At 69.6% G+C, this 23183-nt stretch carries 27 protein-coding genes and 1 pseudogene; 16 read left to right on the forward strand and 12 right to left on the reverse strand.

From position 1 onward, the window contains the following. The first annotated feature begins 25 nt into the window (after positions 1–25). On the forward strand, positions 26–991 hold the full coding sequence (locus tag QWY84_RS08170) for a LysR family transcriptional regulator (RefSeq protein WP_290202087.1): 966 nt from the start codon (positions 26–28) through the stop codon (positions 989–991). Between the two features lie 201 nt (positions 992–1192). Next, complete coding sequence (locus QWY84_RS08175; protein WP_290202088.1) at positions 1193–1483, forward strand: HU family DNA-binding protein; 291 nt, start codon at positions 1193–1195, stop codon at positions 1481–1483. A gap of 81 nt (positions 1484–1564) precedes the next feature. On the opposite strand, the gene QWY84_RS08180 is transcribed toward QWY84_RS08175, so the two are convergent. From QWY84_RS08180 to soxR, 5 genes are all read right to left on the reverse strand, one after another. Next, the gene (locus tag QWY84_RS08180) at positions 1565–1891 is read right to left on the reverse strand and encodes an AzlD domain-containing protein (RefSeq protein WP_290202089.1); all 327 of its coding nucleotides are present in this window, start codon (positions 1889–1891) and stop codon (positions 1565–1567) included. Further along, positions 1888–2616 carry an AzlC family ABC transporter permease gene (locus QWY84_RS08185; protein WP_290202090.1) on the reverse strand — a complete coding sequence of 243 codons (729 nt, stop codon included), beginning with the start codon at positions 2614–2616 and terminating at the stop codon, positions 1888–1890. Before QWY84_RS08185 ends, QWY84_RS08180 begins: the two co-directional genes overlap by 4 nt. A gap of 63 nt (positions 2617–2679) precedes the next feature. Next, on the reverse strand, positions 2680–3558 hold the full coding sequence (locus tag QWY84_RS08190) for an AraC family ligand binding domain-containing protein (RefSeq protein WP_290202091.1): 879 nt from the start codon (positions 3556–3558) through the stop codon (positions 2680–2682). Between the two features lie 79 nt (positions 3559–3637). Continuing rightward, positions 3638–4210, reverse strand: a complete 573-nt coding sequence (locus QWY84_RS08195) for an LOG family protein (protein WP_290202092.1) — start codon at positions 4208–4210, stop codon at positions 3638–3640. 307 nt (positions 4211–4517) lie between these two features. Further along, the gene (gene soxR, locus QWY84_RS08200) at positions 4518–4973 is read right to left on the reverse strand and encodes a redox-sensitive transcriptional activator SoxR (protein ID WP_290202093.1); all 456 of its coding nucleotides are present in this window, start codon (positions 4971–4973) and stop codon (positions 4518–4520) included. A gap of 217 nt (positions 4974–5190) precedes the next feature. Between soxR and QWY84_RS08205 the strand changes: the two genes are divergently transcribed. Further along, positions 5191–7074 (forward strand): ABC transporter ATP-binding protein, encoded by a 1884-nt coding sequence (locus QWY84_RS08205; protein ID WP_290202094.1) that lies wholly within the window; start codon positions 5191–5193, stop codon positions 7072–7074. Between the two features lie 27 nt (positions 7075–7101). On the opposite strand, the gene QWY84_RS08210 is transcribed toward QWY84_RS08205, so the two are convergent. Continuing rightward, entirely contained in the window at positions 7102–8001 is a 900-nt protein-coding gene (locus QWY84_RS08210) for a LysR family transcriptional regulator (RefSeq protein WP_290202095.1), read from the reverse strand. Positions 8002–8174: 173 nt separating this feature from the next. On the opposite strand from QWY84_RS08210, the gene QWY84_RS08215 reads away from it, so the two are divergent. After that, complete coding sequence (locus QWY84_RS08215) at positions 8175–8519, forward strand: hypothetical protein (protein WP_290202096.1); 345 nt, start codon at positions 8175–8177, stop codon at positions 8517–8519. Between the two features lie 6 nt (positions 8520–8525). Here QWY84_RS08215 and QWY84_RS08220 read toward each other — a convergent pair whose 3' ends face one another. Together QWY84_RS08220 and msrA are read right to left on the reverse strand one after the other, a co-directional pair. Further along, positions 8526–10013 carry an esterase/lipase family protein gene (locus QWY84_RS08220; RefSeq protein WP_290202097.1) on the reverse strand — a complete coding sequence of 496 codons (1488 nt, stop codon included), beginning with the start codon at positions 10011–10013 and terminating at the stop codon, positions 8526–8528. Positions 10014–10127: 114 nt separating this feature from the next. Beyond that, complete coding sequence (gene msrA, locus QWY84_RS08225) at positions 10128–10763, reverse strand: peptide-methionine (S)-S-oxide reductase MsrA (RefSeq protein ID WP_290202098.1); 636 nt, start codon at positions 10761–10763, stop codon at positions 10128–10130. A 232-nt stretch (positions 10764–10995) separates the two neighbouring features. Between msrA and QWY84_RS08230 the strand changes: the two are divergent. From QWY84_RS08230 to QWY84_RS08240, 3 genes and pseudogenes are all read left to right on the forward strand, one after another. Beyond that, positions 10996–11919, forward strand: a pseudogene (locus QWY84_RS08230) (ATP-grasp domain-containing protein); the annotation flags it as partial. Beyond that, positions 11920–12186, forward strand: a complete 267-nt coding sequence (locus tag QWY84_RS08235) for a cation:proton antiporter regulatory subunit (RefSeq protein WP_290202702.1) — start codon at positions 11920–11922, stop codon at positions 12184–12186. Between the two features lie 42 nt (positions 12187–12228). Continuing rightward, the gene (locus tag QWY84_RS08240; protein ID WP_290202099.1) at positions 12229–12708 is read left to right on the forward strand and encodes a nucleoside deaminase; all 480 of its coding nucleotides are present in this window, start codon (positions 12229–12231) and stop codon (positions 12706–12708) included. Positions 12709–12787: 79 nt separating this feature from the next. Here QWY84_RS08240 and QWY84_RS08245 read toward each other — a convergent pair whose 3' ends face one another. Continuing rightward, a complete protein-coding gene (locus tag QWY84_RS08245) occupies positions 12788–13153 on the reverse strand; it encodes a phasin family protein (protein WP_290202100.1) in 366 nt (121 codons plus the stop codon). Positions 13154–13320: 167 nt separating this feature from the next. Between QWY84_RS08245 and QWY84_RS08250 the strand changes: the two genes are divergently transcribed. Both QWY84_RS08250 and arfB read left to right on the forward strand, forming a co-directional pair. Further along, a complete protein-coding gene (locus QWY84_RS08250) occupies positions 13321–14331 on the forward strand; it encodes a calcium/sodium antiporter (RefSeq protein WP_290202101.1) in 1011 nt (336 codons plus the stop codon). A gap of 47 nt (positions 14332–14378) precedes the next feature. Further along, complete coding sequence (gene arfB / locus QWY84_RS08255) at positions 14379–14792, forward strand: alternative ribosome rescue aminoacyl-tRNA hydrolase ArfB (RefSeq protein ID WP_290202102.1); 414 nt, start codon at positions 14379–14381, stop codon at positions 14790–14792. A gap of 15 nt (positions 14793–14807) precedes the next feature. Here arfB and QWY84_RS08260 read toward each other — a convergent pair whose 3' ends face one another. Further along, positions 14808–15650 carry a sulfurtransferase gene (locus QWY84_RS08260; RefSeq protein ID WP_290202103.1) on the reverse strand — a complete coding sequence of 281 codons (843 nt, stop codon included), beginning with the start codon at positions 15648–15650 and terminating at the stop codon, positions 14808–14810. A 26-nt stretch (positions 15651–15676) separates the two neighbouring features. Next, positions 15677–17623: a winged helix-turn-helix domain-containing protein gene (locus QWY84_RS08265; RefSeq protein ID WP_290202104.1), complete on the reverse strand. Its 1947-nt coding sequence runs from the start codon at positions 17621–17623 to the stop codon at positions 15677–15679. 266 nt (positions 17624–17889) lie between these two features. Between QWY84_RS08265 and QWY84_RS08270 the strand changes: the two genes are divergently transcribed. Together QWY84_RS08270 and QWY84_RS08275 are read left to right on the forward strand one after the other, a co-directional pair. After that, entirely contained in the window at positions 17890–18495 is a 606-nt protein-coding gene (locus tag QWY84_RS08270) for a DUF1326 domain-containing protein (protein ID WP_290202105.1), read from the forward strand. Positions 18496–18524: 29 nt separating this feature from the next. Further along, on the forward strand, positions 18525–19256 hold the full coding sequence (locus tag QWY84_RS08275) for a DUF2182 domain-containing protein (RefSeq protein ID WP_290202106.1): 732 nt from the start codon (positions 18525–18527) through the stop codon (positions 19254–19256). 8 nt (positions 19257–19264) lie between these two features. Here QWY84_RS08275 and QWY84_RS08280 read toward each other — a convergent pair whose 3' ends face one another. Continuing rightward, positions 19265–19753 (reverse strand): DUF488 domain-containing protein, encoded by a 489-nt coding sequence (locus QWY84_RS08280; RefSeq protein ID WP_290202107.1) that lies wholly within the window; start codon positions 19751–19753, stop codon positions 19265–19267. Between the two features lie 137 nt (positions 19754–19890). Here QWY84_RS08280 and QWY84_RS08285 point away from each other — a divergent pair, with 137 nt between their 5' ends. The 5 genes from QWY84_RS08285 to QWY84_RS08305 all read left to right on the forward strand — a co-directional run bounded on the left by QWY84_RS08285 (position 19891) and on the right by QWY84_RS08305 (position 23110). Then, a complete protein-coding gene (locus tag QWY84_RS08285) occupies positions 19891–20628 on the forward strand; it encodes a zinc ribbon domain-containing protein (protein ID WP_290202108.1) in 738 nt (245 codons plus the stop codon). 129 nt (positions 20629–20757) lie between these two features. Beyond that, positions 20758–21411 (forward strand): hypothetical protein, encoded by a 654-nt coding sequence (locus tag QWY84_RS08290; protein WP_290202109.1) that lies wholly within the window; start codon positions 20758–20760, stop codon positions 21409–21411. Positions 21412–21474: 63 nt separating this feature from the next. Continuing rightward, the gene (locus tag QWY84_RS08295) at positions 21475–21795 is read left to right on the forward strand and encodes a YbjQ family protein (RefSeq protein WP_290202110.1); all 321 of its coding nucleotides are present in this window, start codon (positions 21475–21477) and stop codon (positions 21793–21795) included. A gap of 9 nt (positions 21796–21804) precedes the next feature. Continuing rightward, positions 21805–22269: a YbjQ family protein gene (locus QWY84_RS08300; protein WP_290202111.1), complete on the forward strand. Its 465-nt coding sequence runs from the start codon at positions 21805–21807 to the stop codon at positions 22267–22269. Continuing rightward, entirely contained in the window at positions 22250–23110 is an 861-nt protein-coding gene (locus tag QWY84_RS08305; protein WP_290202112.1) for a M48 family metallopeptidase, read from the forward strand. Before QWY84_RS08300 ends, QWY84_RS08305 begins: the two co-directional genes overlap by 20 nt. Positions 23111–23183 lie beyond the last annotated feature (73 nt).

Consider the following 23183-nt stretch of genomic DNA (forward strand, 5'->3'; position numbering starts at 1 on the left):
CGGCCCTGACGGAAGGAATCGTTCGATGCAGGACCTCAACGATGCGTTGATCTTTGCCAAGGTGGTGGAGAAGGGCAGCTTTACCGGGGCGGGGCGGGTGCTGGGCATCCCCAAGACGACGGTCAGCCGCAAGATCCAGGAGCTGGAGGAGCGCCTCGGTGCGAAGCTGCTGCACCGCACGACCCGCAATCTCGGGCTGACCGAGGCGGGTTCCGTGTACTTCAACTACAGCAGCCGTATTGCCCGGGAGCTGGACGAGGCGGCAAGCGCCGTGCAGCAGCTCGAGGAGCGTCCACGGGGATGGCTGCGCGTGACCGCGCCGTTCACCATGTGCTCCGAGGTGATGGCGGTGCTGATCCACGGTTACCGGGAGCTCTACCCGGACGTGCGCATCGATCTCGTGCTCGACAACGATCGCCTGGATCTGGTCGCCAACCAGATCGATGTGGCCCTGCGCGTCGGGCCGCTGCCCGATTCCCGGCTTGTTGCCCGGACCCTGGCGCGCTACCGGTCGTTCGTCTACGCCAGCGACGACTATCTGCGACAGCGCGGTGAACCCCGCGAGCCCGGTGAGCTGGCCGATCACCCGGTGCTGGGCAAGCGCACCGACCGCAGGGGCAACCGCTACACCTGGCTGCTGAGCAACGGGGAGCGCACCGAGGAGGTCACGGTCCATCCCGTGGCGGTGGCCAACGATCCGTACGCGTTGCGCATGCTGCTGGCGGGCGGGCACGGCATGATGCTGGTCAGCGAGATCGTCATTGCCTGCAGCGATGCCCGGCAGGGCCGGGTGCGCCGCGTCCTGCCCGACTGGAGCGGGCCCGAGACCGTGCTCTCCGCGGTGTTCCCCGGGGGAGGGCTGGTGTCCCCGAAGGTCCGTACCTTCGTGGATTTCGTCGCCCGGCGCCTCAACGAGGATCCGTTCATGTGCTCATCGGTCGCGGTCGCGGCGGCTCAGGCGTCCGCCGAGACCGACGAGGCCCTCGCATGAGCTGCAGGGGGCCGTGCCGCGGTGTTCGGTGCCCGCGTGCCGCGCGGGATGCCGCTGGCCGCGGCGGTTTTCACGCGAACGATCGGTCAGCCCTGTGAGAACTGCGTCACAACTACAGGAGGAAAACGGCGCCGTGCGCTGGCTGCGGCGGCGCTACGCTGGTACAAGGAACGGGCTACCCATTGCTACGGAGGAGGTCCCATGACCACGGAACTGAAGAAGAGCGAGCTCATCGACAAGATCGCGGAGCGCGTCGACGGCGTAACCAAGAAGCAGATCGATGATGTCCTGAAGGCACTGGCGGATACGGTCACCACGCACGTCCAGGACGGCGTCAAGGCCCCGCTGCCGGGCCTGGGCAAGTTCGTGCGCACCGAGCGCAGCGCCCGCCAGGGGCGCAATCCCCGCACCGGGCAGACCGTGCAGATTCCGGCGGCGAAAACGCCGAAATTCCAGCCCGCGAAGGGATTCAAGGACGCGGTCAACGGCTGACCCGGTCCGGGATGGCCGGCGCTTGTCCGGTGGCCGGCCATCCTTCGCACCCTCCCGGCAAGCGGCGCAACGGCCGCGGACTCACGTGAGCCCCTGCATCGCCGCGTAGACCGCCACGCCGCCGGTGACGGTCAGGGCGATGCTGCGGCTGGCCACGGCGATGAGCAGCGCCGCGGCCCCGGCGACGACGTGGGGCAGCGACCACGTGATGCCGGGGCGCTCGCCCACCAGCAGGATCTGGTCCACCAGCAGTGCCGCGATCACGGCGATGGGAACGTAGGTCAGCCACTCCTGCACGACAGCGGGGAGGCTCAGCCGCCGGGCGAGAAGCAGCGGCAGCACGCGGGGCACCAGGGTGACCGCCATGCAGGCGCTGATCAGGACCACGGTCTCCGGGCGTATCGTCATGCAGCCTCCTCCCGCACAGCGCGCCGGCGCACGGCTCTTGCGCCGACACCTGCCGTGGCGGCGACCGCGGTGGCGATCATCAGGTTCAGCGGGTGCGGCTGCCAGTAGTCCAGCAGCACCATCACGGCGCCGGCGAGCAGCGCCACGAACACGCGCATCGGCACACGAGCCCGCTGCGCCCGGATCTGCGTGACCAGCAACGCCGCGAACATCCCGGCGAGAGCGAACTCCAGTCCCAGTGCGTCAACGGTGCCGGCGATTTCTCCCAGCAGGGCCCCGGTGACATTGCCGCCGATCCAGGCCAGGTAGGCCCCCGTGTTCAGCCCGATCATCCAGGCGCCGTGATGCAGGCGCGTGCCGATCAGGCTGCTCGCCAGCGCGAAGGTCTCGTCGGTGAGCTGCGCGCCGATGAGAAAGCGGGCGCCGGGCGGCAGGTGCTGTACCCGCGGCGACAGGGCCGTGGCGTAGAGCAGGTGGCGCAGGTTGACCAGGAACACGGTCGCGACCAGGACCGTCGCCGCACCCGTATAGAGATCGGCGAAGACGAACTGCGCCGAGCCGGCGAAAAGCAGCACCGACAGGAGCCCGACCTCCGCGGCGCTCAGCCCCGCCTCGGCGCCGACGACACCGGCGGCGAGGCCGATTCCTGCGTAGGCGACCGCCACCGGCGCCGCCGCTCGCATGCCCAGGGATGCCGCTTGAAATGTTGTCGGGGAGTGCTGCATGGCGGCTCCGGGTTCCGTCGCGGAGGTCTGTTGCGGGCAGCAACGCGGCGACCATGGGAAATGTTAACCGGCCCCGGGGTCTTGGACGTTCTTGCACGCCCGCTGGTACTGGCCGGGCGTGACCCCGGTCCGGGCCCGGAAGCAGCGGTTCAGGTGCGCCTGATCGGTGAAGCCGAGCGCCAGGGCAACAGCGGCGATCGGCTCCTGTGACGCCAGCCGGGCCCGCGCCTGCTCGACCCGGCGATTGACCTGGTAGGCATGGGGCGGCAGGCCGTAGGTCTGCCGGAAGGCCCGGCACAGGGTGTGCGGCGGCAGTCCCGCAATGCGGGAGAGCTCCCCGAGCGAGACGCCTTCACCAAGGTTTGCCTCGAGGTAGTCGCGGGTCTGCCGGAGCCCGGCGGGCACGCCGTTTCCGCGCGAGGGGGACGTGCGCGGGGAGTGGGCGTGCCGTTGCACCAGCTGCTGCACGGCCGTGTAGAATGCGCTCTCGCCTTCCAGGGTGGTGCCTTGTTCCAGCCGCTCGTGGGCGCGGACGAGCGCACGCGCCAGCCCGGGGTCGTGGATGACCCCGCTCGGGAAATGCGGCGTCCCCGGCCCGGTGGTCCCCGCCGCCCGGCGTAGCAGGTCGACGGTGGGGTAGATCATCCGGTAGCGGAAATGCCCGCCGACGGGAAAGCCGTCGTGGGGCTCCTGCGGGTTGATCACCACGATCCGGCCGGCACCCGCGGCGTGGCGGGCACCGCGGTAATGGAAGCCCTCGATGCCGCTTTCCACCACGCCGATGGCATAGGTTGCGTGGCAGTGCCGCGCGTAGCGCTGGCCGTCGACAAAGCGTGCGTGCAGCCACTCCAGGTGGTCGAGACCGGGAAAGATGCGCAGGTGCGCCGTTACGCCGCGCTCGGGCGGGTTGGCGTGTTCCGGTGTAGCACCCCCCGGATTCATTTCCTTTATCCTCCGTGCCGGTGCCGGTGCCGGTGCCGGCCAGGCCCGCTGAAGCTGTTCGAGGAGCAACTCCGGGGCTTCAGGGGTCAACCCATTTGCTCGTCCGGGGGACTTCCGCATTCAGCAGGCGATCAATGAGCGGTTCCGGCGCTTGCTCGACCACGAGAACGTCGCGATGCTCCTGCTTCACGAATCGTTCGCTGATCAGGTGATCGAGAAAACCGAGCAGGCCGTCGTAGAAGCCATCGACGTTGAGGATACCGATTGGCTTCCCGTGAATGCCGAGCTGCGACCAGGTCCATGCCTCGAACGTCTCCTCGAGGCTGCCGATACCCCCTGGCAGCAGGATGAACGCGTCCGACAGCTCCGCCATCTGCGCCTTGCGATCGTGCATGGATTCGGCGATGCGGAGCTCCGTCAGGTGCTGGTGGGCGATCTCGACGTCCAGCAGAGCCCGGGGCAGCACGCCGGTGACGTCACCGCCCTGTTGCAATACGGACTCGGCGATGGTTCCCATGAGTCCGACGGACGCACCGCCGTAAACCAGACCGATCCCCCGTCCGGCAAGATGGTTCCCGAGCCTTCGGGCCGCGTCGCGATAGGAGGGCCTGAGCCCGTGGCTTGAGCCGGCGAATACACAGATGTTCGTCATCCCTAACCCTCTGCATTGGACGTGGAGGTACCAGCAGTGAACCCGTGCGACGTAGTGGTCGAGCAGGACACTAGCAAGCCGCCCGGCGTTTCGGCCACCGACGGCGTCGGCCTTGGACCGGCGCTGTCACGGTCGCGCGGATGCCGGCAGCACCTCGCCGGCGGCGGTTGCACCTCGACGCTCAGGACCTCGGCGGGAAGCGATGCCGAAGCACGGCAACGCCGACCCGACGCCATCGCCGTGGCGGTGTCGCGCGTGTCCGGGGTCCATTGTCCGTCGTGCTGACCGTATGCTGTGTTGCATCGCCTCAGTCGGGGTCCAGCAGCCGCGGGCCGGAGCCCTGCTCCGCAAGCTCGTCGTAGGGGTTGCGCAGCGGGCAGCTGTCGATGGACAGGCAGCCGCAGCCGATACAGCCGGTGAGCTGGTCCCGCAGCCGGGTGAGGCGATCGATGCGTGCGTCCAGCTCGCTCTTCCAGTGGGCGGACAGCCGGCGCCAGTCCTCCGTGGTGGGCGTGCGCCCTTCCGGCAGGGTGCTCAGGGCCTCGCGAATGGCATCCAGCGGGATGCCCGTTCGCTGGGCCACCTTGATGATGGCCAGCCGGCGCAGGACGTCACGGGAGAAGCGGCGCTGATTGCCGGCGTTGCGGCGGCTGGTGATAAGCCCCTTGGCCTCGTAGAAATGGATGGCCGACACGGCCAGTCCGCTGCGCGCGGCCACCTGGCCGACGCTGAGCTCGCGCTGGATGCGGGCGGTTTCGGTCATGGCGCCTAGTGTCCTGTAACCCAAGTGTGCGTCATTGCCGCGCCCCAAAGGGCCGGTCTTGCGGCATTGGCGTCGCTTGACCTCAATATAACTTGAGGTTCTACACTCCTGCGCCGTTGTACGCAATACCCGCTCTCGGCCGCCACGGCGGGTGCGGAAGAAGAACCGATGCAGCGCCGGATGATCCGGCCTGCCCGCAACCAGTGAGATTCGTTCCATGTACCGATTCTTCGAGAACCTGGTCGACCCGTTTCCCCGCGGGGAGCCGTCGCAGCCGCCGCGGGGCCTCGCCGCCTTCCTGTATCACTACTCGCGACCGCTGCTGCCGTGGCTGGTGCTCATGTCCGTGGTCACGGCGCTGATCTCCGTGGTCGAGCTGTCCTTTCTGAGCTTCCTGGGCTCGCTGGTGGACTGGCTGGCGGACGCCGACCGTGCCGGCTTCTTCCGTGAGCACGGCTGGATGCTCCTGGGCATCGGCGTGCTCATCGTGGCGGGGTTCCCGCTGCTGGTCCTGCTGCAGTCGCTGCTCACGCACCAGACCATCTTCGGCAACTATCCCATGCTCGTGCGCTGGCTGGCGCACCGCTACGTGCTGCGGCAGAGCATGGCGTTCTTCCAGGACGAGTTCGCCGGCCGCGTGTCGCAGAAAGTGATGCAGACGGCGCTGTCCATCCGCGAGACCGTTCTCAAGCTCACGGACGTGTTCGTCTACGTGGTGGTGTACTTCACCGGGGCCATGTTCCTGGTGGGCCGGGCGGATCCGTGGCTGATGCTGCCGCTGGTCCTCTGGCTGGCGGCGTACATCGGCATCCTGGTGCACTTCGTGCCCCGCCTGCGCCGGATCTCCATGGCCCAGGCCGACGCCCGGGCGCAGATGACCGGGCGGGTGGTGGACAGCTACACCAACATCCAGACCATCAAGCTCTTCGCCCATACCCTGCGGGAGCAGGACTACGCCCGGGAGGCGATGACCGGGTTCATGGATACGGTCTACCGCCAGATGCGCCTGGTGACTGCGCTGACCGTCACGCTCCAGACGACCAACGCGCTGCTGCTGGTGGGCGTCGCGGGCATTGCGGTGTTCGCCTGGCAGCAGGCGCTGATCAGCCTGGGCGCCATCGCCGTGGCCGTCTCCCTGGTGCTGCGCATCCGCTCCATGTCGGACTGGATCCTCTGGGAGGTGGCCGGGCTGTTCGAGAACATCGGCACCGTGCAGGACGGCATCAATACCATCGCCCGGCCCCCGGCGGTGCGGGACGCGTCCGGCGCGGCCGAGCTGGCGGTGCCGCGCGGCGCGATCCGGTTCGAGGACGTACGTTTCGGCTACGACCGGTACGCCCCGGTCATCCGGGACCTGGCACTGTCCATCGGCCCCGGCGAGAAGGTGGGCCTGGTCGGCCGCTCCGGCGCCGGCAAGTCCACGCTGGTGAATCTCCTGCTGCGCTTCCACGACGTGGACGGCGGGCGGATCCTGGTGGACGGGCAGGATGTCGCGACGGTGACCCAGGAGTCCCTGCGCCGGAACGTGGGCCTGGTCACCCAGGACACCTCGCTGCTGCACCGGTCCATCCGCGACAACATCCGCTACGGCCGGCCGGACGCCACCGAGGAGGAAGTCATTGCCGCCGCCGAGCAGGCGCGGGCCCACGAGTTCATCGCGGGTCTATCGGATCCGCAGGGGCGTACCGGCTACGACGCCCACGTGGGCGAGCGGGGCGTGAAGCTCTCCGGCGGCCAGCGGCAGCGCATCGCCATCGCCCGGGTGCTGCTCAAGAACGCGCCGATCCTCATCCTCGACGAGGCCACCGCGGCGCTGGACTCCGAGGTCGAGGCCGCCATCCAGGAGCAGCTCTACACGCTCATGGAAGGCAAGACGGTGATCGCCATCGCCCATCGCCTGTCCACCATCGCCGCGCTCGACCGGCTGGTGGTGATCGATGGCGGGCGCGTGGCGGAGAGCGGCAGCCACCACGAGCTGCTGGCCCGGGGCGGCCTGTACGCGGCGCTGTGGCAGCGCCAGTCGGGAGGCTTTCTCGGCCTGGAGCCCGCGGAGGGCGGATACGCAGAGTCGCGTGCGACCGCGGTGGAGGCGGGAGGCTAGCTATCGCGGCGCAAGCACTGGCGGGCCTCAGTGTTTCCTCAGGTCCCGGAACGCCTCGACCACGTGGCCGGCCAGGGCGTCGCCGGCGCTGCCCGTGGCGCTGCGGCGAACCAGCGCCACCTGGTAGTCCCCCAGCGGCGGCAGTGCGTCCTGGTCGAGCTTGCGCAGGGGCGGCTTGACCAGGCTCACCGGGAACGGCGCCACGGCCAGGTCGGCGAGCATGGCGGCTTCCTGCCCGGCGCAGTGCTCGCAGGTATAGGCGACGCGGTAGGCGATGCCGGCGCGGTCCAGGGCATCCAGCGCCGCCGCGCGCCATGCGCACCCGCGGTTGGCCAGCGCCACGGGCAAGGGCGAGCGCTGGGTGGCGATGCCGCCTTCACGCCCCGCCCACACCAGCGGCTCGCTGTGGACGATCTCGCCCTGCGGCTCCTGGCCGTCGTTGCCGGCGGTGACCAGCACCAAATCCAGCTCGCCGGCCTCCAGGCGCTTGAGCATCGCGCTGCTGTTGCCGACGACCACGTCCACCTGCACCGCCGGGTGCGAGCGGGCGAACTGCGCCAGCACGCCGGGCAGGATGCGGGAGCCGACATCGTCGGTGGTGCCGAATCCCACGCGCCCCTCCAGTGACGGCGCCAGGAACTGCGTCACCGCTTCCTCGTTGAGCTGGAGCAGGCGGCGTCCGTATCCCAGCAGCATCTCGCCCTCCGGGGTCAGGCGCACCCGCCGCGCCTCGCGCACGAACAGGGGCTGGCCCAGGGTCTCTTCCAGGCGCTTGATCTGCATGCTCAGCGCCGAGGGCGTGCGGAAGACCTGCCGTGCGGCCCGGGTGAAACTGCCGCTCTCGGCGATGGTCACGAAGGTGCGCAGCACCTCGGTATCCAGCAAGGGCAGGGCGCCGTGGTTCAGCGGTGTGGCGGGTTGGTTCATGACGAGACCTTTCAATTTTACTTAAAGTTAAATGTAAATCTTTTCGTTTGTCTAATCAATGCGCCGCCGCCATGATCCTTCCCAGAGATCGCGTCAGGGATCGCGGTCTCCGATCACTGCAAGGCAATTACCGGCAGGCGCGTACCGCGCGGCTGCCCCGAGGGAGGTGCGACATGAGCAATGCCAATCCGATCCGCCGTTGCGAGGTTCCACAGAACCGTCCGGCGTCCATGCCCGACTTCTACATGCCGGCCATGCCGCCGCTCGGCCTGATCCGCGCCATCGAGCGCTGGGTGGCGCTGTACCGGCAGCGCCGCCGGTTCCGGCGGCGCTTCCTGCCGCTGCTGGCCCAGAGTGACCGGATCCTGGAGGATATGGGATACCGCCGCGAGGACATCCTCTGGGCCCTGCGGCTGCCCCTGCGGGTCGACGCCCGGCGGGCGCTGCAGGAGCGCCGTCGACGCGGCGACGCGGCAGGGCGTGTGGGACCGCCATGCGGTGAATGCGCGATGTGTTAACAGGCCCTATTGCCAGTGGCGGGGCTCGATGCGGAGCCTCGCCCTGAACCCCTTGCGCGAGCGCAGCGGAATGACGAATCCGGCGTCCGTTCGCTCCGCCGGGCGGCCCCGCCCCTCGCCCCAGTCCTCGTCGCTGAGGATGTAGCGCAGGTTCCAGTCGTCGCCGGCCGGGCGCGCGCGCAGGGTGATGGTGTCCCGGAACAGGTATTCCGACGGGATTTTCCGGTCGAGGAACAGGAAGCCGTCCACGGTATAGTCCGTGGTGGAGACGGCCAGCTCCACGCTGAAGACCAGGGTCTCCCCCCGGGTGATCCGCCGCCGGTCGAGGAAGACCGAGAACAGCACCGGCCAGCGGGGCGACGCGCCGCCTTCCGTCTGCCAGCGCATCATCTCGTCGAACTGGCGCAGAATGGCGGAGAACGTGTCCCGGCGGCGCTCGCTGAGCATGTAGCCGCTGGCGGCGCGCGGCGCTACGCCGGCCTCGAAGTAGTACGAGGCGCGCACCTCGCGGCCCTCCGCGCGGGCCTTGCGCACGGACGGGGGCAGCGGCAGGGCTTCGACCTCCAGGATGCCGCGGACCTGTACGTCGCCGAAGAGAAAGCGCGTGAGGTTCTGGTAGCCCTCCTCGGAGTTGACGATGCCGAAGGCACCGCCGTGGCTGCGGTGGACATGGGCGCGGGGTGCGCCCTGCACGGCGGCGTTGTCGATGCGCACCAGGCCGTCGCTCATCTCGCCGGCCAGCTTGCTCGACCACCCGCCGGCGGCCTCGTAGTCCGGGGCGTTGGTGCCGATGAGGCAGAAGAAACGCCGGGGATCGAACCGGCCGTCGAGCGTATCCACGCGCTCGGCATCGGCGGGCAGCTGCAGGTAGCGGGCCATCTCGCTGCGGTTGAAGTTGTTGATGTGCCAGGTGTCGAGGAACTGCGGCACGTTGATGCCGGCGAGCTCGATGCCGTTGTGGGGCGTGGCGTAGGTGAAGACCTTGTCCACCAGGGCGCGGTCGGCCTCGGTGCTGACCTGGTCGTTCTGCAGGAAGCACCGGCACACCAGCCCGCCCATGGAGTGGGCGACCAGGTAGACCCGGAACTGCTCGCGCATCGCCGCGTCGTCGCCGCAGACCTGATCCCGGAGACGGTGGATGGCGTCGCGCAGGCCGCGGGCGGCGTCGATGATCGTGGGCCGCTCGCCGGTGCCGAGGTGCTCGTCCGCCTGCTCGTAGTAGCGGTGGATGACGACGCTCTTCGCCGGCAGGCGTCCCGCGCGCTCGACGCCCCCGGCGTAGATGTCCGTGTAGCCGTAGTCCTTCATGAGCCGCACCAGGGGCGACTCGAAGACATGCCGGTGCACGGAGCCGTCCCAGCTCTGGCGGATCTTGGTCGAGCCCAGGTTGAAGCCCATGTAGGGGGTCGCCACCGTGGCGGCGATCTCCCCCGGCGTCATGGCATAGCCGCGCACGTAAATGATCGGGAAAAACGGACGCATTGTCTCGGCCATGGCTCCTCCTTGCCGGCCCAATACTTCCGGGAAGGTTAGTACCTCCCTGTATAGCCCATTGTCCGGGTGCCGGGAAGCACCGCGGGAAGGCGCCTGTGGCGCCCCCGGGGCCGGTCAGCCGTGTCCGGGGCGGGCTTCGTCGCCCCAGACCTCGTCCAGGCGGCCGTAGCGCCCGCAGCTGGAGACGTAGAACTTGTAGCGCAGGGGGCGCTTCTTGAAGTAGTCCTGGTGGTACTCCTCCGCCGCGTAGAACGTGTCGTCGGCGATGATCTCCGTGGCGATGGGCCTGTCGAAGCGTCCCGATTGCTCCAGCTCTTCCCGGGAGCGTTCCGCCGCCCGGCGCTGGTCCTCGTTCTGGACGAAGATCACCGTGCGGTAGGTGCTGCCCCGGTCGCAGAACTGCCCGCCGTCGTCCAGCGGGTCGATGTTGCGCCAGAATACGTGCAGCAGCCGCTCGTAGGAGACGTCCGCGGGGTCGTACTCGACGCGCACGGCCTCCACGTGGCCCGTGCCGCCGGCGACCACCTGATCGTAGCTGGGGTTCTCGACGTGGCCGCCCGCGAAGCCGGCGGTATGGTCGATGACCCCGTCGACGCCGTCGAACGCCTCCTCGACGCACCAGAAGCAGCCCCCGGCGAAGACCGCCGTGGCGGTGTCCTCGGCGGCGCCCGCCCGGGGGCCCAGGACAGTCGACAGGGTGACCGCCAGGGCGACGAGCAGCCCCGGCACCGACATCATGATCCGTTCCACGGGGTACCTCCGCGTTTGCAGTGACTGACGGGACCATTATCACGCCGGCGCGGGACCACCGCATGAGGGCTAGTACGTACACCCGGGCCCGCACCCGCCGGAGCGGCGACGACGCCGGCCTGTGCTGGCCAACGCGCCTGCCGTCCCTCATGATGGGCCGGAGCGGCACCGGCCGGCGATCGCCGCTGCAAGCGTGCCCGGCCTGCTACTACGCTCAAGGAGGGTGCGCATCATGAAACTGGCCATTCTCTCCTGCGGCCCGAGGTCCTACAGCACGCGCCGCCTCAGGGAAGCCGCGAAGGAGCGCGGTTACGAGGTCAGGGTGCTCAATACCCTGAAGTTCGCCATCGACCTCCAGCGGGGCGTGCCGGACCTCTACTACCGGCAGAAACCGCTCAGCGACTACGACGCGGTGCTGCCGCGCATCGGCGCGTCGATCACCTACTACGGCACGGCCGTGGTCCGGCAGTTCCAGGAAATGGACGTGTTCTGCGCCAACACGGCGCACGGCATTCTCAACTCCCGGGACAAGCTGCGCAGCCTGCAGATCCTGAGCCGGCACCACATCGGCATCCCGCGGACGACCTTCGTCCGCGACAAGAAGGACGTGCTTCCGGCCATCGAGCGCGTCGGCGGCGCGCCGGTGATCATCAAGCTGATCGAGGGGACCCAGGGTATCGGGGTGCTGCTGGCGGAATCCGTCAAGGCCGCCGAGTCCATCGTGGAGCTGCTGCAGAGCCAGAAGCAGAACGTCCTGATCCAGAAGTTCGTGGCCGAGAGCAAGGGGCGGGACATCCGTGCCTTCGTGGTCGGCGACCGGGTCGTGGCGGCCATGCGGCGAGTGGCGCAGGGCCAGGAGTTCCGCAGCAACGTGCATCGTGGCGGCGTCGCCGAGGCCGTGGAGCTGCCGGAGTCGTTCCGCGAGACCGCCGTGCGCGCGGCGCAGATCATGGGGCTGCGCGTGGCGGGGGTGGACATGCTGGAGAGCCGCAGCGGCCCGCAGATCATGGAGGTCAACTCGTCGCCGGGCCTGGAGGGCATCGAGTACTGCACGCAGCTCGACGTCGCCGGCGCGGTGATCGAGTACATCGCCGCGCAGGTGGATTTCCCGGAGATCGACATCCGCCAGCGCCTCACCGTAAGCAAGGGCTACGGGGTGAGCGAGATCTATATTCCGGAAGGATCGGATTTCGTCGGCCTGACCATCAAGGACACCGGCCTCTGGGAGCAGGACATCAATGTCCTGACCCTCTACCGGGGGGCCAAGGTGATTCCCAATCCCAAGGTCGACCGCGTGCTGGAGGCCGGCGACAAGCTGCTGTGCTATGGCAGGATGGAGTCCATGCGCCGTATGGTACCGGCGAAGGCGCGGCGCCGCCGGCGCCCGAAGGTCAGGACCCTGGAGTCCGGCCCGGCGGAGTAGCCCGCCGCTGTTCGGCCGTCCACGATGCCGGGAGAATGCCGCATGCCCACTGAAGCCGACCTGCCGTATCTCCGCCGTTGCGTCGAGCTGGCCACCCAGGCGCTGGAAGCCGGTGACGAGCCGTTCGGCTCCGTGCTCGTGTCCGCCGACGGGGCCGTGCTCGCCGAGGACCACAACCACGTCGCCTCCGGCGATCACACCCAGCACCCCGAGCTCGCCCTGGCGCGGTGGGCCGCGGCGCACATGAGCGCCGACGAGCGGGCCGCGGCCACGGTGTACACCTCCGGCGAGCACTGCCCCATGTGCGCGGCGGCGCACGCCTGGGTGGGGCTGGGCCGGATCGTCTACGTCAGCTCCTCGGAGCAGCTGGTGGCGTGGCTCGCCGAGCTCGGCGTGCCCGAGCCGCCCGTGCGGCCGCTGCCGATCCGGACGGTCGCGCCCGGCGTTCCGGTGGAGGGGCCGGTGCCCGGCCTGGCGGAGCAGGTGCGCGAGCTGCACCGGCGCTTTCACGCCGGCACCTGACACTAGGCAAACGCGGGCATAAAAAAAGCCGCCACCCCGGCAGGGGATGGCGGCTTCACGTCAGGCGTTGCCCGGGTGGTTACTTGCTCTGGCCGGCGGCCTTGGACGCGCTCTTGGCGGTGTCCTCAGTCACCTTCTGGGCCTTCTGCGCGAAGTCCTGGTTCAGGGACACGACCTTCTCGGCGTCGCCCTTGAAGCGCTCGCCCAGGTCCTTGGCGATCTTCTGCTGGTTCTCGACGTAGGCGCGGACGTCGGAGGCATCCTTCACGTCCAGGGCGGCGCGGGCCTGCTGGACGCCGGTCTCGGCGTAGGCCTTGACCGCATCGAACTGCAGGCTGGCGAGCTGCTCGAAGTGATCCAGGACCAGGCTGGCATAGGTGCGGGCCGGGCCGGCGATGGTGCTGTCGAACTGCTTCTGCATCTGGGTAACGGCTTCGTTGCTCATCTCGATGATCCTCTGTTGGCTCGTTCTGCAAAGGCGGCCTGCCTTTGATGCGATGCAATATAGCAAGGTGGATGCTGCGATGCAACATCTTTTCGATTGTCGCCCCGGATTGTTGTCCGGTGCTGGCTTTCCCGGCGTTTGCAGGTACCCTGTCGGGCGGTAGTCCCATGTACAATGACCGGTTCGGACGCGCGCCGGCAGAGAAGAAGGCCCGACTCGTGCTCAACATCCTGTTTCTCGTTATCGGCATCGCCCTGCTCACCGTCGGCGGCGAGACACTGATCCGCGGTTCCCTGGCGGCCGCCCGCCGGCTCGGTGTCTCCCCTTTGCTGAGCGGGCTGGTCATCGTCGGCTTCGGCACCTCGGCGCCGGAGCTGGTGGTGTCCGTGGATGCGGCGCTGAGCCAGCGGCCGGACATCGCCGTCGGCAACGTGGTGGGCAGCAACATCGGCAACATCCTGCTCATTCTCGGCGTATGCGCGGTGATCGCGCCGCTGGCGGTGCGCCCGCTCGCGCTGCAGCGGGATGCCGTCACCGTGATCGCCGCCAGCGTGCTGTTCGTGGTCCTGGTCGGCGGCAGCGCCCTGGCGCGGTTCGACGCCGTCATCCTGCTGGTGGCACTGGCTGCCTACCTGGTCTGGGCGTACACGACGGAACGTTCCAGTGCGGCGCCCTCCGCGGAAATGCACGCGGCGGAGGGCAACGAGGTATCCCCGGTGCCGCGGTCGGTGCCGTGGACCATCGGCGCCGTCGTCCTCGGTCTCGCGCTGCTCATCGGCGGCTCCCGGGTCCTGCTGACGGGGGCGGTGGGGATCGCCGAGTACTTCGGCCTGTCCGAGGCGGTGATCGGCCTGACCCTGGTGGCGGTGGGCACCTCGCTGCCGGAGCTCTCGGTGTCGGTGCTTGCGACCCTCCGCCGGCACGCGGACGTTGCCGTGGGCAACATTCTCGGCAGCAACATCTTCAACGTGCTGGGGATTCTGGGTCTTTCCGCGATCCTGCAACCGCTTCCGGTGGCCGGGCGCATCCTGCAGTTCGACCAGTGGGTGATGCTGGCCACCGCGGTGGTGCTGCTGGGGCTGCTGTACACTGGGCGCCGCCTCAGCCGCCCGGAGGGCGGGCTGCTTCTGGCGGCGTACGGGGTCTACGTGGCCCTGAGCTTTACGCTGTTCGCCTGAAACCGGCTTCGGTAACGGCGTTCAGCAACGGCTCCGAGGATGAAACCATGCTGCGGCTTTCCAACACCGTGACCCTGCCGGAGCGCGACATCGAGATCACCCAGGTGCGCGCCCAGGGCGCCGGCGGCCAGAACGTGAACAAGGTGTCCACGGCCGTGCACCTGCGCTTCGATATCCCGGGCTCCAGCCTGCCGCCGGCCTATAAGGAGCGGCTGCTGGCCCTGCCGGACCAGCGCATCAACAAGGACGGCGTCGTCGTCATCAAGGCGCAGCAGTACCGGACGCTGGAGGACAACCGCGCCGATGCCCTGGAGCGGCTGCGCACCCTGATCCGGGACGCCATGCGGCCGGTGAAGACCCGGCGGCCGACGCGGCCGAAGAAGGCGGCCAAGCAGCGCCGGATGGACGAGAAAACCCGCCGCGGGCGTACCAAGGCCCTGCGGGGCAAGCCCGTGGATTGAGCGGAACCGGCCCCCTCAGGTCCCGTTGCGTCGGCACCACTCGCTCCAGCCGCCCACGTACAGGCGGGAGGGAGAGCGGCCGGCGGCCTCCTGGGAGAGCACGTTGACACAGGCGGTCACCCCGGAGCCACAGAAGGCGACGGTCTCCTCGGCCGCATCCAGGCTGCGCCAGTACTCGGCAAGCTGTTCCGGTGCCTTCATGCGCCCGTCGTCGTCCACCACGTTGTTGCTGAAGTAGTTGACGGCGCCCGGGATCGTGCCGGCGACGGGGTCGATGGGCTCGCTGCGGCCCTGGTGGCGCTCCGGGGAGCGGGCGTCGATCAGGGTCACCTCGGGGCGCCCGACCAGGCCGGCCACCGTCTCGAAGTCCACCGCCCACTCCGGATGCGGGTGCGCGGTGAAGCGGCCCGGGCGCGGCTGCGGGACCTCGCTGCTGACGGGCAGGCCGGCGTTGCACCAGCCCGACCAGCCGCCGTTGAGCACTGCCACGTGCCGGTGCCCGAAATAGCGCAGCAGCCACCACAGGCGGGCGGCGAACGACATCCGCGCGTCGTCGTAGGCGACCACGAACGTGGGGCTGCCGGTGTCGTCGCTGTTGATCCCCCAGGAGGCCAGGCGCCGGCCGAAGACCTCCGTCTCGGGCAGCGGGTGGCGCCCGGTGGCGGGCCCGGTGGGGCCCGACAGGTCATCGTCCAGGTGGGCGTACACGGCCCCGGGGATGTGGCTGGCGGTATACTGCTGCCGCCCCGCCTCGGGCTCCATCAGGCTGAACCGGCAGTCCACGACGCGGACATCGGGGTCGTCGACGTGCAGCGCGAGCCACTCCGGCTCGACCAGGGGCGTGTTTCCGGTGCGCATGGTCATCACCAACCTTCTAGGGCCTGTTAACACTTCCCGCGGTAGCGATAGCCGACGCCGGTCACCGTCTCGATGCAGTCGGCGTGCCGGCCCATCTTGCGCCGCAGGGCGGCGACCACGGCGTCCACCTTGTTGCTCCAGCCAGTGTACGTGCTGCCCCAGACATCATGCAGCAGGGTTTGCCGTGACACCGCCCGTCCGGCTTGATCCTGCAGGTGGACCAGCACGCCGTACTCCAGGGGCGTGAGGGGGACACGCCCCTCATCCAGGACGAGCTCGCGGGCGTCGCGGTCGAGAATGTCGGCGGGCGGCGCGAGACCGAGCTCGCGCGCGGCCAGAGTCGCCAGCCAGCCGTCCACCGAGTCGGCGCCGAACTCGAGAACGGCGGTATGGTAGGTATGGCCGTCCATGGTCACCGCCAGCTCCGGGTGGACCTGGAAGCCGAGCTCGGCGGCGATGGCGGCATACGGTGCCAGGTCGGTCACGGTCAGGTAGACGCGGGACAGGGCCGGGCGCATCTCCATGTAGGTGCGTTTCAGGTCCAGCCATGCCGCTGCCTGCACCCCGCCGGGCCGCTCACCCTCGCTGCGCGCCAGCCACCGGCGGATGAACAGGACGCTGTTGCCCGCCGGTACCGGGTGGGTCCGGAGATGATCCCGCCAGGCGGCCGTAACGGCGTCATCGGCCAGGGCCCGGACCGGCACCCGGGCCGGGTCGAGCCGGCAGCAGAAGCCCTCGCAGCCCCCGCCGGGGCCGCGCACGACCGCGAACGCCCCGGGGGCGGTGTCCATCCACATGCGCAGGCACTCCACGGCGCGCGGCCCTTCGTGCCCACGCGCGATCGCCTGCATGGTGGGCCGGTCGTCGGCGCGGGGGTGCTCGACCACTAGCCGGGCGGCCGCGGTGGGAAAGAAGGCCTCCCGGCAGACCGGGTTCTCGATGAGGTAGAGCATGTCCGCCGTGTAGCGCCACAGGTCCGGCCGGCCGGCGGTGCCCGCTTCCGCGGTCAGGGCACGCCAGGCCCGCCGCCGATGCTCGAGGTACTGGTGCGGGTTGCGCGCGTGCAGGGTCCGGGCGAGGGGCGTACGAACGGCCTCGTGGATGCGCAGCCCGTCGCTGGCGCTCTCGGTGAAGGGCAGGCGTTCGAGGGCGCTGTAGGCGGCTTCGGCATCGGATCCGGGGAACAGCGCCGCCAGCAGTGATACCGTCACCCGGCGGACCACCGCGGCGCCCTCGATGATCCGGCGCAGCAGCGGGTCGTCGATGTCTTCCAGGTAGACGGCGGTCAGACGGTCCATGACGCCCTGCAGGGAAGTGTCGTCGAGGCTCACGTCCGGGCGCTCGCGGAGCGTCGTCGCCGCCAGGCGCAGTGCCAGCGGATGCCCGTGCAGGCGACCCGCCATGAGGGCGCACTGCTCCGGCCGCAGGCCCTCGCCTTTGAGGAGAGCGGAGGCATCGTCCGGCTGGAGAGGCCCCAGCGGCAGGTCCAGGGTCAGGTCTTCCCAGCCCTCGCTCAACCACCCGGTGGCCGGTGGGTGGCGTCCGGCCAGGACGATACGCACGTTCTCGGTCATCTCCGGGATGAAATGCAGCCGTAGCCATGGGTCCAGCAGCCGGAAATGCTCGAAGGCATCCAGCCCCAGGACCAGCGTTTCCCCGGAATCGGGCAGGCAGTCCGCGATGCGCGCAGAACCGGGGCGCGGACTGCCGGCGAGCTCCCCGAGGGTAGCCAGAAAGGCGTCCGGCGTGGGCTCGATGCCGCGGCAGTCCAGCAGGATGACGCGCGCGCCCTGCGCTGCGGCCGCTGACAGGAAGCCGCGCAGCAGCGTGGACTTGCCGATGCCGGGCAGGCCGTGGACGTGCGCGATCCGCGGGCCCTGCCGTTCCAGCAGGGTCCGCAGCTGCCCGAGCTCGGTTTCGCGGCCGAGCATCGCCGCAGCCGCGCGCTGTCCCAGACGATCCGCGACGCGCATGGCCTACCCCCGATCATCCGATCCCTGGTGCTCCGGTGCCGTCGACTCGCCCTGTGCCGGCTGTCGCAGTGATTCCGGGAACGCCTCTTCCATGAAAGCTTAACCGTTCCGGCGCCCGCCGCCACGTCACCGTTCGACCGGAGCGGGGCGATTCTCATGAAATTCTCATGGCGCCCTCACGCTGGCGGGCGCGGCGCGGGCTATACCTGCAGTACCGCGGCGCCGGATACGGCCCGGGGTCAATCCGCATCGAGGGAGGAGTCATCATGGGTGTCGAATGGCGAGTGGATGGTACGTACTTCGAGGCATGCACGTGCAAGGGCGCGTGCCCCTGCCTGTTCGGCGGGGACCCGACGGAGGGGACCTGTGACGCCCTGGTGGGGTGGCACGTGGAACGCGGCCACTTCGGGGAGACCCGCCTGGACGGGCTCAACCTGGCCATGATGGTGCACGCACCGGGGAACCTGACCGCCGGCGGCTGGAGCGTGGTCGTGTACGTGGATGCGGAGGCGGACGAGGCCCAGCGGGACGCGCTGGTACAGATCTACGGCGGCCAGGCGGGCGGCCATCCGGCAACGCTGGCGTCGTTCGTCGGTGAAATCCTGGGCATCGAGACAGCGCCCATGACGTTCACCGTCGAGGGCCGTCGGGTCGGGTTGCGCATCGGCAACCACGGCGCCGCCGCGCTGGAGGGCATCGAGGGGCAGGACGGCGCGAGCGTGCGTATTACCGGGCACCCGGTCGCCATCGCGCCGGGGAACGACCTGATGGTGGCCCAGTCGCGGGAGGTGAGTCACCGCGGGCACGGCATCGACCTGAGCGTGGAACAGCGCACCGCGTACTACGGCCCGTTCCGCTACCAGGCGGGCTGACCGGCGACAGCAGCCAGGGAGGAAAGGGCATGAGTGCGCTCGGTTACTCGAAAGGGCACGCCCACGAGCTGGTGCTCGTTGCCAGCATTACGGCGGCCGCTGCGTTCGCCTGGTGGTACATGATCCGCATGGCCGGCATGATGCCGGCCATGCCCGCCGACGCTGCGCCCTTCGCCGCCATGGTCACCATGTGGGCGGTGATGATGGTGGCGATGATGCTCCCCGGGGCCATGCCGAGCCTGCTGTCCATGGCGGCGCTGGCGCGGCGTCGCCCGGGAGCGGCGCCGGTGCTTCCGTATCTTTTCGCGACGGGCTACCTGCTGGCCTGGACGGGATACGCTGCCGCCGCTGCCGGGGCGCAGTATGCGCTGGACGCCATGTCGCTGTTTGCCGCCGGCTCCAGGGTGGAGAGCTCCGTGCTTGCGGGGGGATTGCTGGTGGCCGCCGGCGCATTCCAGCTGACGCCGCTGAAGGACGTCTGCCTGCGGTACTGCCGCAGTCCCTTCGGACTGCTGGCGGCCGGTCCCCCGGAAGGCATACGGGCGACCGTCGGCCTGGGCCTGCGCCAGGGGCTGTATTGCATCGGCTGCTGCTGGGCGCTGATGCTGCTCATGTTCGTCTTCGGCGTCATGAACCTGGCCTGGATGGCCCTGCTTACGCTGCTGATCCTGGTGGAGAAGCTCGCGGGCGGGCGCTGGCACCTGGTCCGCTGGGTGGGGGTGGCGCTGATGATCGGCGGCGTCTGGCTCATGCTCGCCTGACCGGATCTTCATGCCGCTGCGTCCAGGTGAACGGGCTCCAGCCCGGTGCGGGCGGCCAGCGCTTCGGCAACGGACTGCCGGTGGCAAACGGCGACATCGCGCTCGTAGCACATGAGGGCGACGCGGCCGTGCAGCGCCTCGGCCAGGGCGTGGAGCCGGTCGCCATGCGCGCGCAGGTGCTCATCGTAGGCGCGGAAGAAGCGGGCGTAGTCGCCGTCCTCGCGCACCTGGTCCCGCAGCCACTTCGGCGCGCCGAGGGCGCCCTCGTGGCGGTATCCGATGCCGCTGTCCGCCAGCGTCTCCGCCAGGGCCTTCCTGGAGAAACCCGGGCGCCGGGATACGGGGGCCTGCCGGACATCCACCAGGAGGTCCACCGCGTGATGCCGGAGAGTACCCGTGAATGCCTCCATGGAGGCGCCTTCATAGCCGATGGTGAACAGCCCGTCGATGCCCGTGTCGTCGGCCATGGGATCCTCGCCATGTGGCTTCAGGCTCATTGTCGGACAGCCTTCGCGGTACGGCTACCCCGGCCCCGCCCGGGTTCAGGGAATTGAAGCGGTGGCTCCGGCCGGGGCACAGTACCCTCAGCCACCCTACTCCGGCGCGTCCGTCGGGGCCCGGCGAGGGAGTGTCCATGGAGTGCCCGAAATGCGGTCATCCCCGGGAAGCCGGGGAGATTGCCTGCAGCAGCTGCGGGCTGGTGTTCCACAAGTACGAAGCCTACCTGGAGCGCCTGGAGGCAGTGGAGGCAAGCGCCCGGGACACGGACGCCGGCGAGGGCGGCCGGTGGTCTTCCCTGGGGCGCGAGCTGCTGGCTCCGCCCGTGGCGGCCCGGCAGTTCTTCTGGCCTTGTCTCGGTCTCTGGCTCGTCTTCGTGGTCTGGGGCTGGAGCTACATGCTGCAGGATATCGATGCCCTGGGGCATCGGCCCGGCTTCCTGCACAGCGTGAACCTGCCCTTCCACGAGGCCGGGCACGTGATCTTCGGTCTCTTCGGCCAGTTCATCGGGTCGCTGGGCGGGACCCTGGCGCAGCTCCTGATGCCGGTGATCTGCGGCGTCGCGCTGCTGTGGCAGCGCCAGGATACCTTCGGCGCCAGTCTCTGCCTGTGGTGGTTCGGCCAGAACTTCCTCGACATCGCCCCCTACATGGCGGATGCCCGGGCCGGCGAGCTCCCCCTGCTGGGCGGCAACTACGGCAAGTCGTCGCCCTACGGTTTCCACGACTGGGAGTTCATCCTCGGCGAGACGGGCCTTCTCGCCTACGACACGACGCTGGCCGCCGTCACCCTGAACGCCGGGCGGGCGATCATGCTGGCCGCCATGGCGTGGGGCCTGCTGCTGCTGTGGCGGGCGCGACCGGCACGAGCGTGAGCGGCGCGGCGGATCCTCCGCCTGCGGCGTGCGCGGACCGTGGAATGGGTCGCATTTTGAGACACTGGGCCTTTACCCCGGGTTCCGGGCAGGTACGCTTGTACCCGGAGTCGTCACAAGGGCCCAGGCATGAAGGATACTGCCCAGCCGGACAAGGAATCCGTCAGCGATCCGCTGTATGTCGTCGCGCCGGGGTTGTTCCGCAGCCCCTTCCGGCGGGACGGCCGCTCCATTGCGATCACCCGCGGCGAGGAGACGCTGGCCTCCATCGAGGAGCCCGGGCTGTGGTCGGGGCGGCCGGAGCAGCTGCGCTTCCGCGGCCGTCGCTATCGGCTGGCACGGCCCGATGACGCCACCGTGGGCGAGGCGGTGGCGAACATGGCCCGCTCGGTATTCGGAGTGCCCCGGCGACGGCGTGTGTGGCGGGCCGGGGCCGGCATCGTCACCGAGATCCGCGAGACCACGGAGACGACCCGCGAAGCCGCCGGCCGGTTCGTGATCGATGATCAACCCTACCAGGTGCAGTGCACCGCGTACGGTTCTGCGCGGCGCGACATCCAGCGGCTGCTTTTCGGCCCCAGGGGGCTGACGGCCGAGCTGGAGCCCAGCGAATTCTCCCGGCAAGCCTTTTTCCTGACGCCGCGCCTGCCGACGCGGCTGGACGTTCTGGCCATCGGCCTCCACATGATGTTCTGGCTCAATACCGGGATCTCCAGCGGCGGTGGTGCCGTGGGTGCCGGTGGCGCAGGAGGCGGAGGCGGTGACGGGGGCGGCGGCTGCTGATGGCGGGGGCCCCCGGCGGCCGGGAGAGCGTGGACAACAACGATTGGAGACAGAGGAGGTTGCATGCTGATCAGCAACATGGAAATCGTACCCGGCAAGCGTGTCCGGGAGCACTTCGGCATCGTCCAGGGCAGTACGGTGCAGTCGAAGCACGTCGGCCGGGACTTCATGGCCAGCCTGAAGAACCTGGTGGGCGGCGAGCTCACCGGGTACACGGAGCTGCTGGAGGATGCCCGCGAGTACGCACTGGAGCGGATGACCAGCCAGGCCGAGGCCATCGGCGCCAATGCCGTGGTCAACGTCCGCTTCTCCACCTCCGCCATCTCGGCCGGGGCCTCGGAGATTCTCGCCTACGGAACGGCGGTCGTCCTCGACGACATGTAGGAGGGCATCATGGAGCTGATTCTCATCCTGGTCCTCCTGGTGGTGGGATTCGTGTTCGGGCGGCTGGCGGAGAAGCGCCACTACCGGCGGATCCGGCGCCGCGAGCTGGCCTACCGGGGCCTGGTGGTGGTCCCTGCCCGCTCGCCGCCGCGGGAGTATCTGCACCACGACAGCGAGCTCGTCCGGGGCAACGTCGTCGTCTCCGTGGACTACTTCAAGTCCACCCTGGCCATGCTGCGCAATCTCGTCGGCGGTCGCGTGTCCGCCTACGAGTCGCTGCTGGACCGGGGCCGCCGCGAGGCGGTACTGCGCATGCAGGAGCAGGCACGCCAGTTCGGCGCCGACGCCGTGTTCAATATGCGCTTCGAGACCAGCCGGGTCTCCGGCAATGCCGGCAGCGGGCTCGGATCCATCGAGGTGCTGGCCTACGGTACCGCGCTGATTCCGAAAGACCGTGAAGGCGCCGCGTCGTAATCCGCAGCCGCCGGAGGGCGTCAACAGCCCGGAGACCAGCGGCCTGGGCGAGTTCCTGACGCTGGCGGCGGGGCTGGCCGTCGCCGCCGTGGTCGTCACGGCGGTGCTGGTGGTCGCCGCGCAACGGCTGGCGCCGCTGGTGCCGTTCGAGTGGGAGCGCGCCGTGGCCCGCGGCGTCGAGCCCGGGGTGGTCTCGCAGTACCCGCAGGCCCGTGACGCCCTGCAGGCTCTGGCGGACGAGCTGGCGGTGGCCGCGGACCTGCCCGAGGGCATGTCCGTGCGGGTGCACCTCACGGACCAGGCCGTCCCCAACGCGTTCGCCACCCTGGGCGGCCACGTGATCGTCACCCGCGGGCTGGTGGCAACGCTTTCCTCGGAGAACGCCCTGGCCATGGTGCTCGCCCACGAGATCGCCCACGTCAAGCACCGTGATCCGGTCCGGGCGCTGGGGCGCAGTGCCGTCATCAGCCTGGTATGGGCGGCCATCTCCGGGGCGACCGGGCAATCCGGGGTGCAGGAGGTGCTGGGCTCGGCGGGGCTCATGACCGTGCTGAGCTTCAACCGGGACATGGAGCGGGCCGCGGATCGCGCGGCCCTGGACGCGCTGCGCGCGCATTACGGCCACGTCGCGGGCGCCGGCGAGTTCTTCCGGCACATGCAGCAGCGACGCGGCGATGCGGGCCCGGTGGATCTGCTTCGCACCCACCCGCGCAGCGCCGAGCGACTCGCGGCGATTGCGCGCCGGACGCGGGCCGCGGGCGCGTCCCTGGAGCCCCTGCCGCCACCGCTGCAGGCGCTCGGCGGGGGCGGCTCCTCCCGCCCGTCGGGGGCCGTCAAGTAGCCGGGCGGCTATGGCATTCCCCGGAGAACCGGTGGCATGCTGGTATTGCGGTGCAAAAATGGCCGAATGAACG

Origin of the sequence: Aquisalimonas lutea, from assembly GCF_030409225.1 — a bacterium.
Taxonomy (GTDB): domain Bacteria; phylum Pseudomonadota; class Gammaproteobacteria; order Nitrococcales; family Aquisalimonadaceae; genus Aquisalimonas; species Aquisalimonas lutea.

What these genes read in the sequence shown, in the direction of transcription:
- QWY84_RS08170 (WP_290202087.1), top strand. Translation starts at nt 26, where the DNA reads ATGCAGGACCTCAACGATGCGTTGATCTTTGCCAAGGTGGTGGAGAAG.
- QWY84_RS08175 (WP_290202088.1), top strand. Translation starts at nt 1,193, where the DNA reads ATGACCACGGAACTGAAGAAGAGCGAGCTCATCGACAAGATCGCGGAG.
- QWY84_RS08180 (WP_290202089.1), bottom strand. Translation starts at nt 1,891, where the DNA reads ATGACGATACGCCCGGAGACCGTGGTCCTGATCAGCGCCTGCATGGCG.
- QWY84_RS08185 (WP_290202090.1), bottom strand. Translation starts at nt 2,616, where the DNA reads ATGCAGCACTCCCCGACAACATTTCAAGCGGCATCCCTGGGCATGCGA.
- QWY84_RS08190 (WP_290202091.1), bottom strand. Translation starts at nt 3,558, where the DNA reads ATGAATCCGGGGGGTGCTACACCGGAACACGCCAACCCGCCCGAGCGC.
- QWY84_RS08195 (WP_290202092.1), bottom strand. Translation starts at nt 4,210, where the DNA reads ATGACGAACATCTGTGTATTCGCCGGCTCAAGCCACGGGCTCAGGCCC.
- soxR (WP_290202093.1), bottom strand. Translation starts at nt 4,973, where the DNA reads ATGACCGAAACCGCCCGCATCCAGCGCGAGCTCAGCGTCGGCCAGGTG.
- QWY84_RS08205 (WP_290202094.1), top strand. Translation starts at nt 5,191, where the DNA reads ATGTACCGATTCTTCGAGAACCTGGTCGACCCGTTTCCCCGCGGGGAG.
- QWY84_RS08210 (WP_290202095.1), bottom strand. Translation starts at nt 8,001, where the DNA reads ATGAACCAACCCGCCACACCGCTGAACCACGGCGCCCTGCCCTTGCTG.
- QWY84_RS08215 (WP_290202096.1), top strand. Translation starts at nt 8,175, where the DNA reads ATGAGCAATGCCAATCCGATCCGCCGTTGCGAGGTTCCACAGAACCGT.
- QWY84_RS08220 (WP_290202097.1), bottom strand. Translation starts at nt 10,013, where the DNA reads ATGGCCGAGACAATGCGTCCGTTTTTCCCGATCATTTACGTGCGCGGC.
- QWY84_RS08240 (WP_290202099.1), top strand. Translation starts at nt 12,229, where the DNA reads ATGCCCACTGAAGCCGACCTGCCGTATCTCCGCCGTTGCGTCGAGCTG.
- QWY84_RS08245 (WP_290202100.1), bottom strand. Translation starts at nt 13,153, where the DNA reads ATGAGCAACGAAGCCGTTACCCAGATGCAGAAGCAGTTCGACAGCACC.
- QWY84_RS08250 (WP_290202101.1), top strand. Translation starts at nt 13,321, where the DNA reads ATGTACAATGACCGGTTCGGACGCGCGCCGGCAGAGAAGAAGGCCCGA.
- arfB (WP_290202102.1), top strand. Translation starts at nt 14,379, where the DNA reads ATGCTGCGGCTTTCCAACACCGTGACCCTGCCGGAGCGCGACATCGAG.
- QWY84_RS08260 (WP_290202103.1), bottom strand. Translation starts at nt 15,650, where the DNA reads ATGCGCACCGGAAACACGCCCCTGGTCGAGCCGGAGTGGCTCGCGCTG.
- QWY84_RS08265 (WP_290202104.1), bottom strand. Translation starts at nt 17,623, where the DNA reads ATGCGCGTCGCGGATCGTCTGGGACAGCGCGCGGCTGCGGCGATGCTC.
- QWY84_RS08270 (WP_290202105.1), top strand. Translation starts at nt 17,890, where the DNA reads ATGGGTGTCGAATGGCGAGTGGATGGTACGTACTTCGAGGCATGCACG.
- QWY84_RS08275 (WP_290202106.1), top strand. Translation starts at nt 18,525, where the DNA reads ATGAGTGCGCTCGGTTACTCGAAAGGGCACGCCCACGAGCTGGTGCTC.
- QWY84_RS08280 (WP_290202107.1), bottom strand. Translation starts at nt 19,753, where the DNA reads ATGAGCCTGAAGCCACATGGCGAGGATCCCATGGCCGACGACACGGGC.
- QWY84_RS08285 (WP_290202108.1), top strand. Translation starts at nt 19,891, where the DNA reads ATGGAGTGCCCGAAATGCGGTCATCCCCGGGAAGCCGGGGAGATTGCC.
- QWY84_RS08290 (WP_290202109.1), top strand. Translation starts at nt 20,758, where the DNA reads ATGAAGGATACTGCCCAGCCGGACAAGGAATCCGTCAGCGATCCGCTG.
- QWY84_RS08295 (WP_290202110.1), top strand. Translation starts at nt 21,475, where the DNA reads ATGCTGATCAGCAACATGGAAATCGTACCCGGCAAGCGTGTCCGGGAG.
- QWY84_RS08300 (WP_290202111.1), top strand. Translation starts at nt 21,805, where the DNA reads ATGGAGCTGATTCTCATCCTGGTCCTCCTGGTGGTGGGATTCGTGTTC.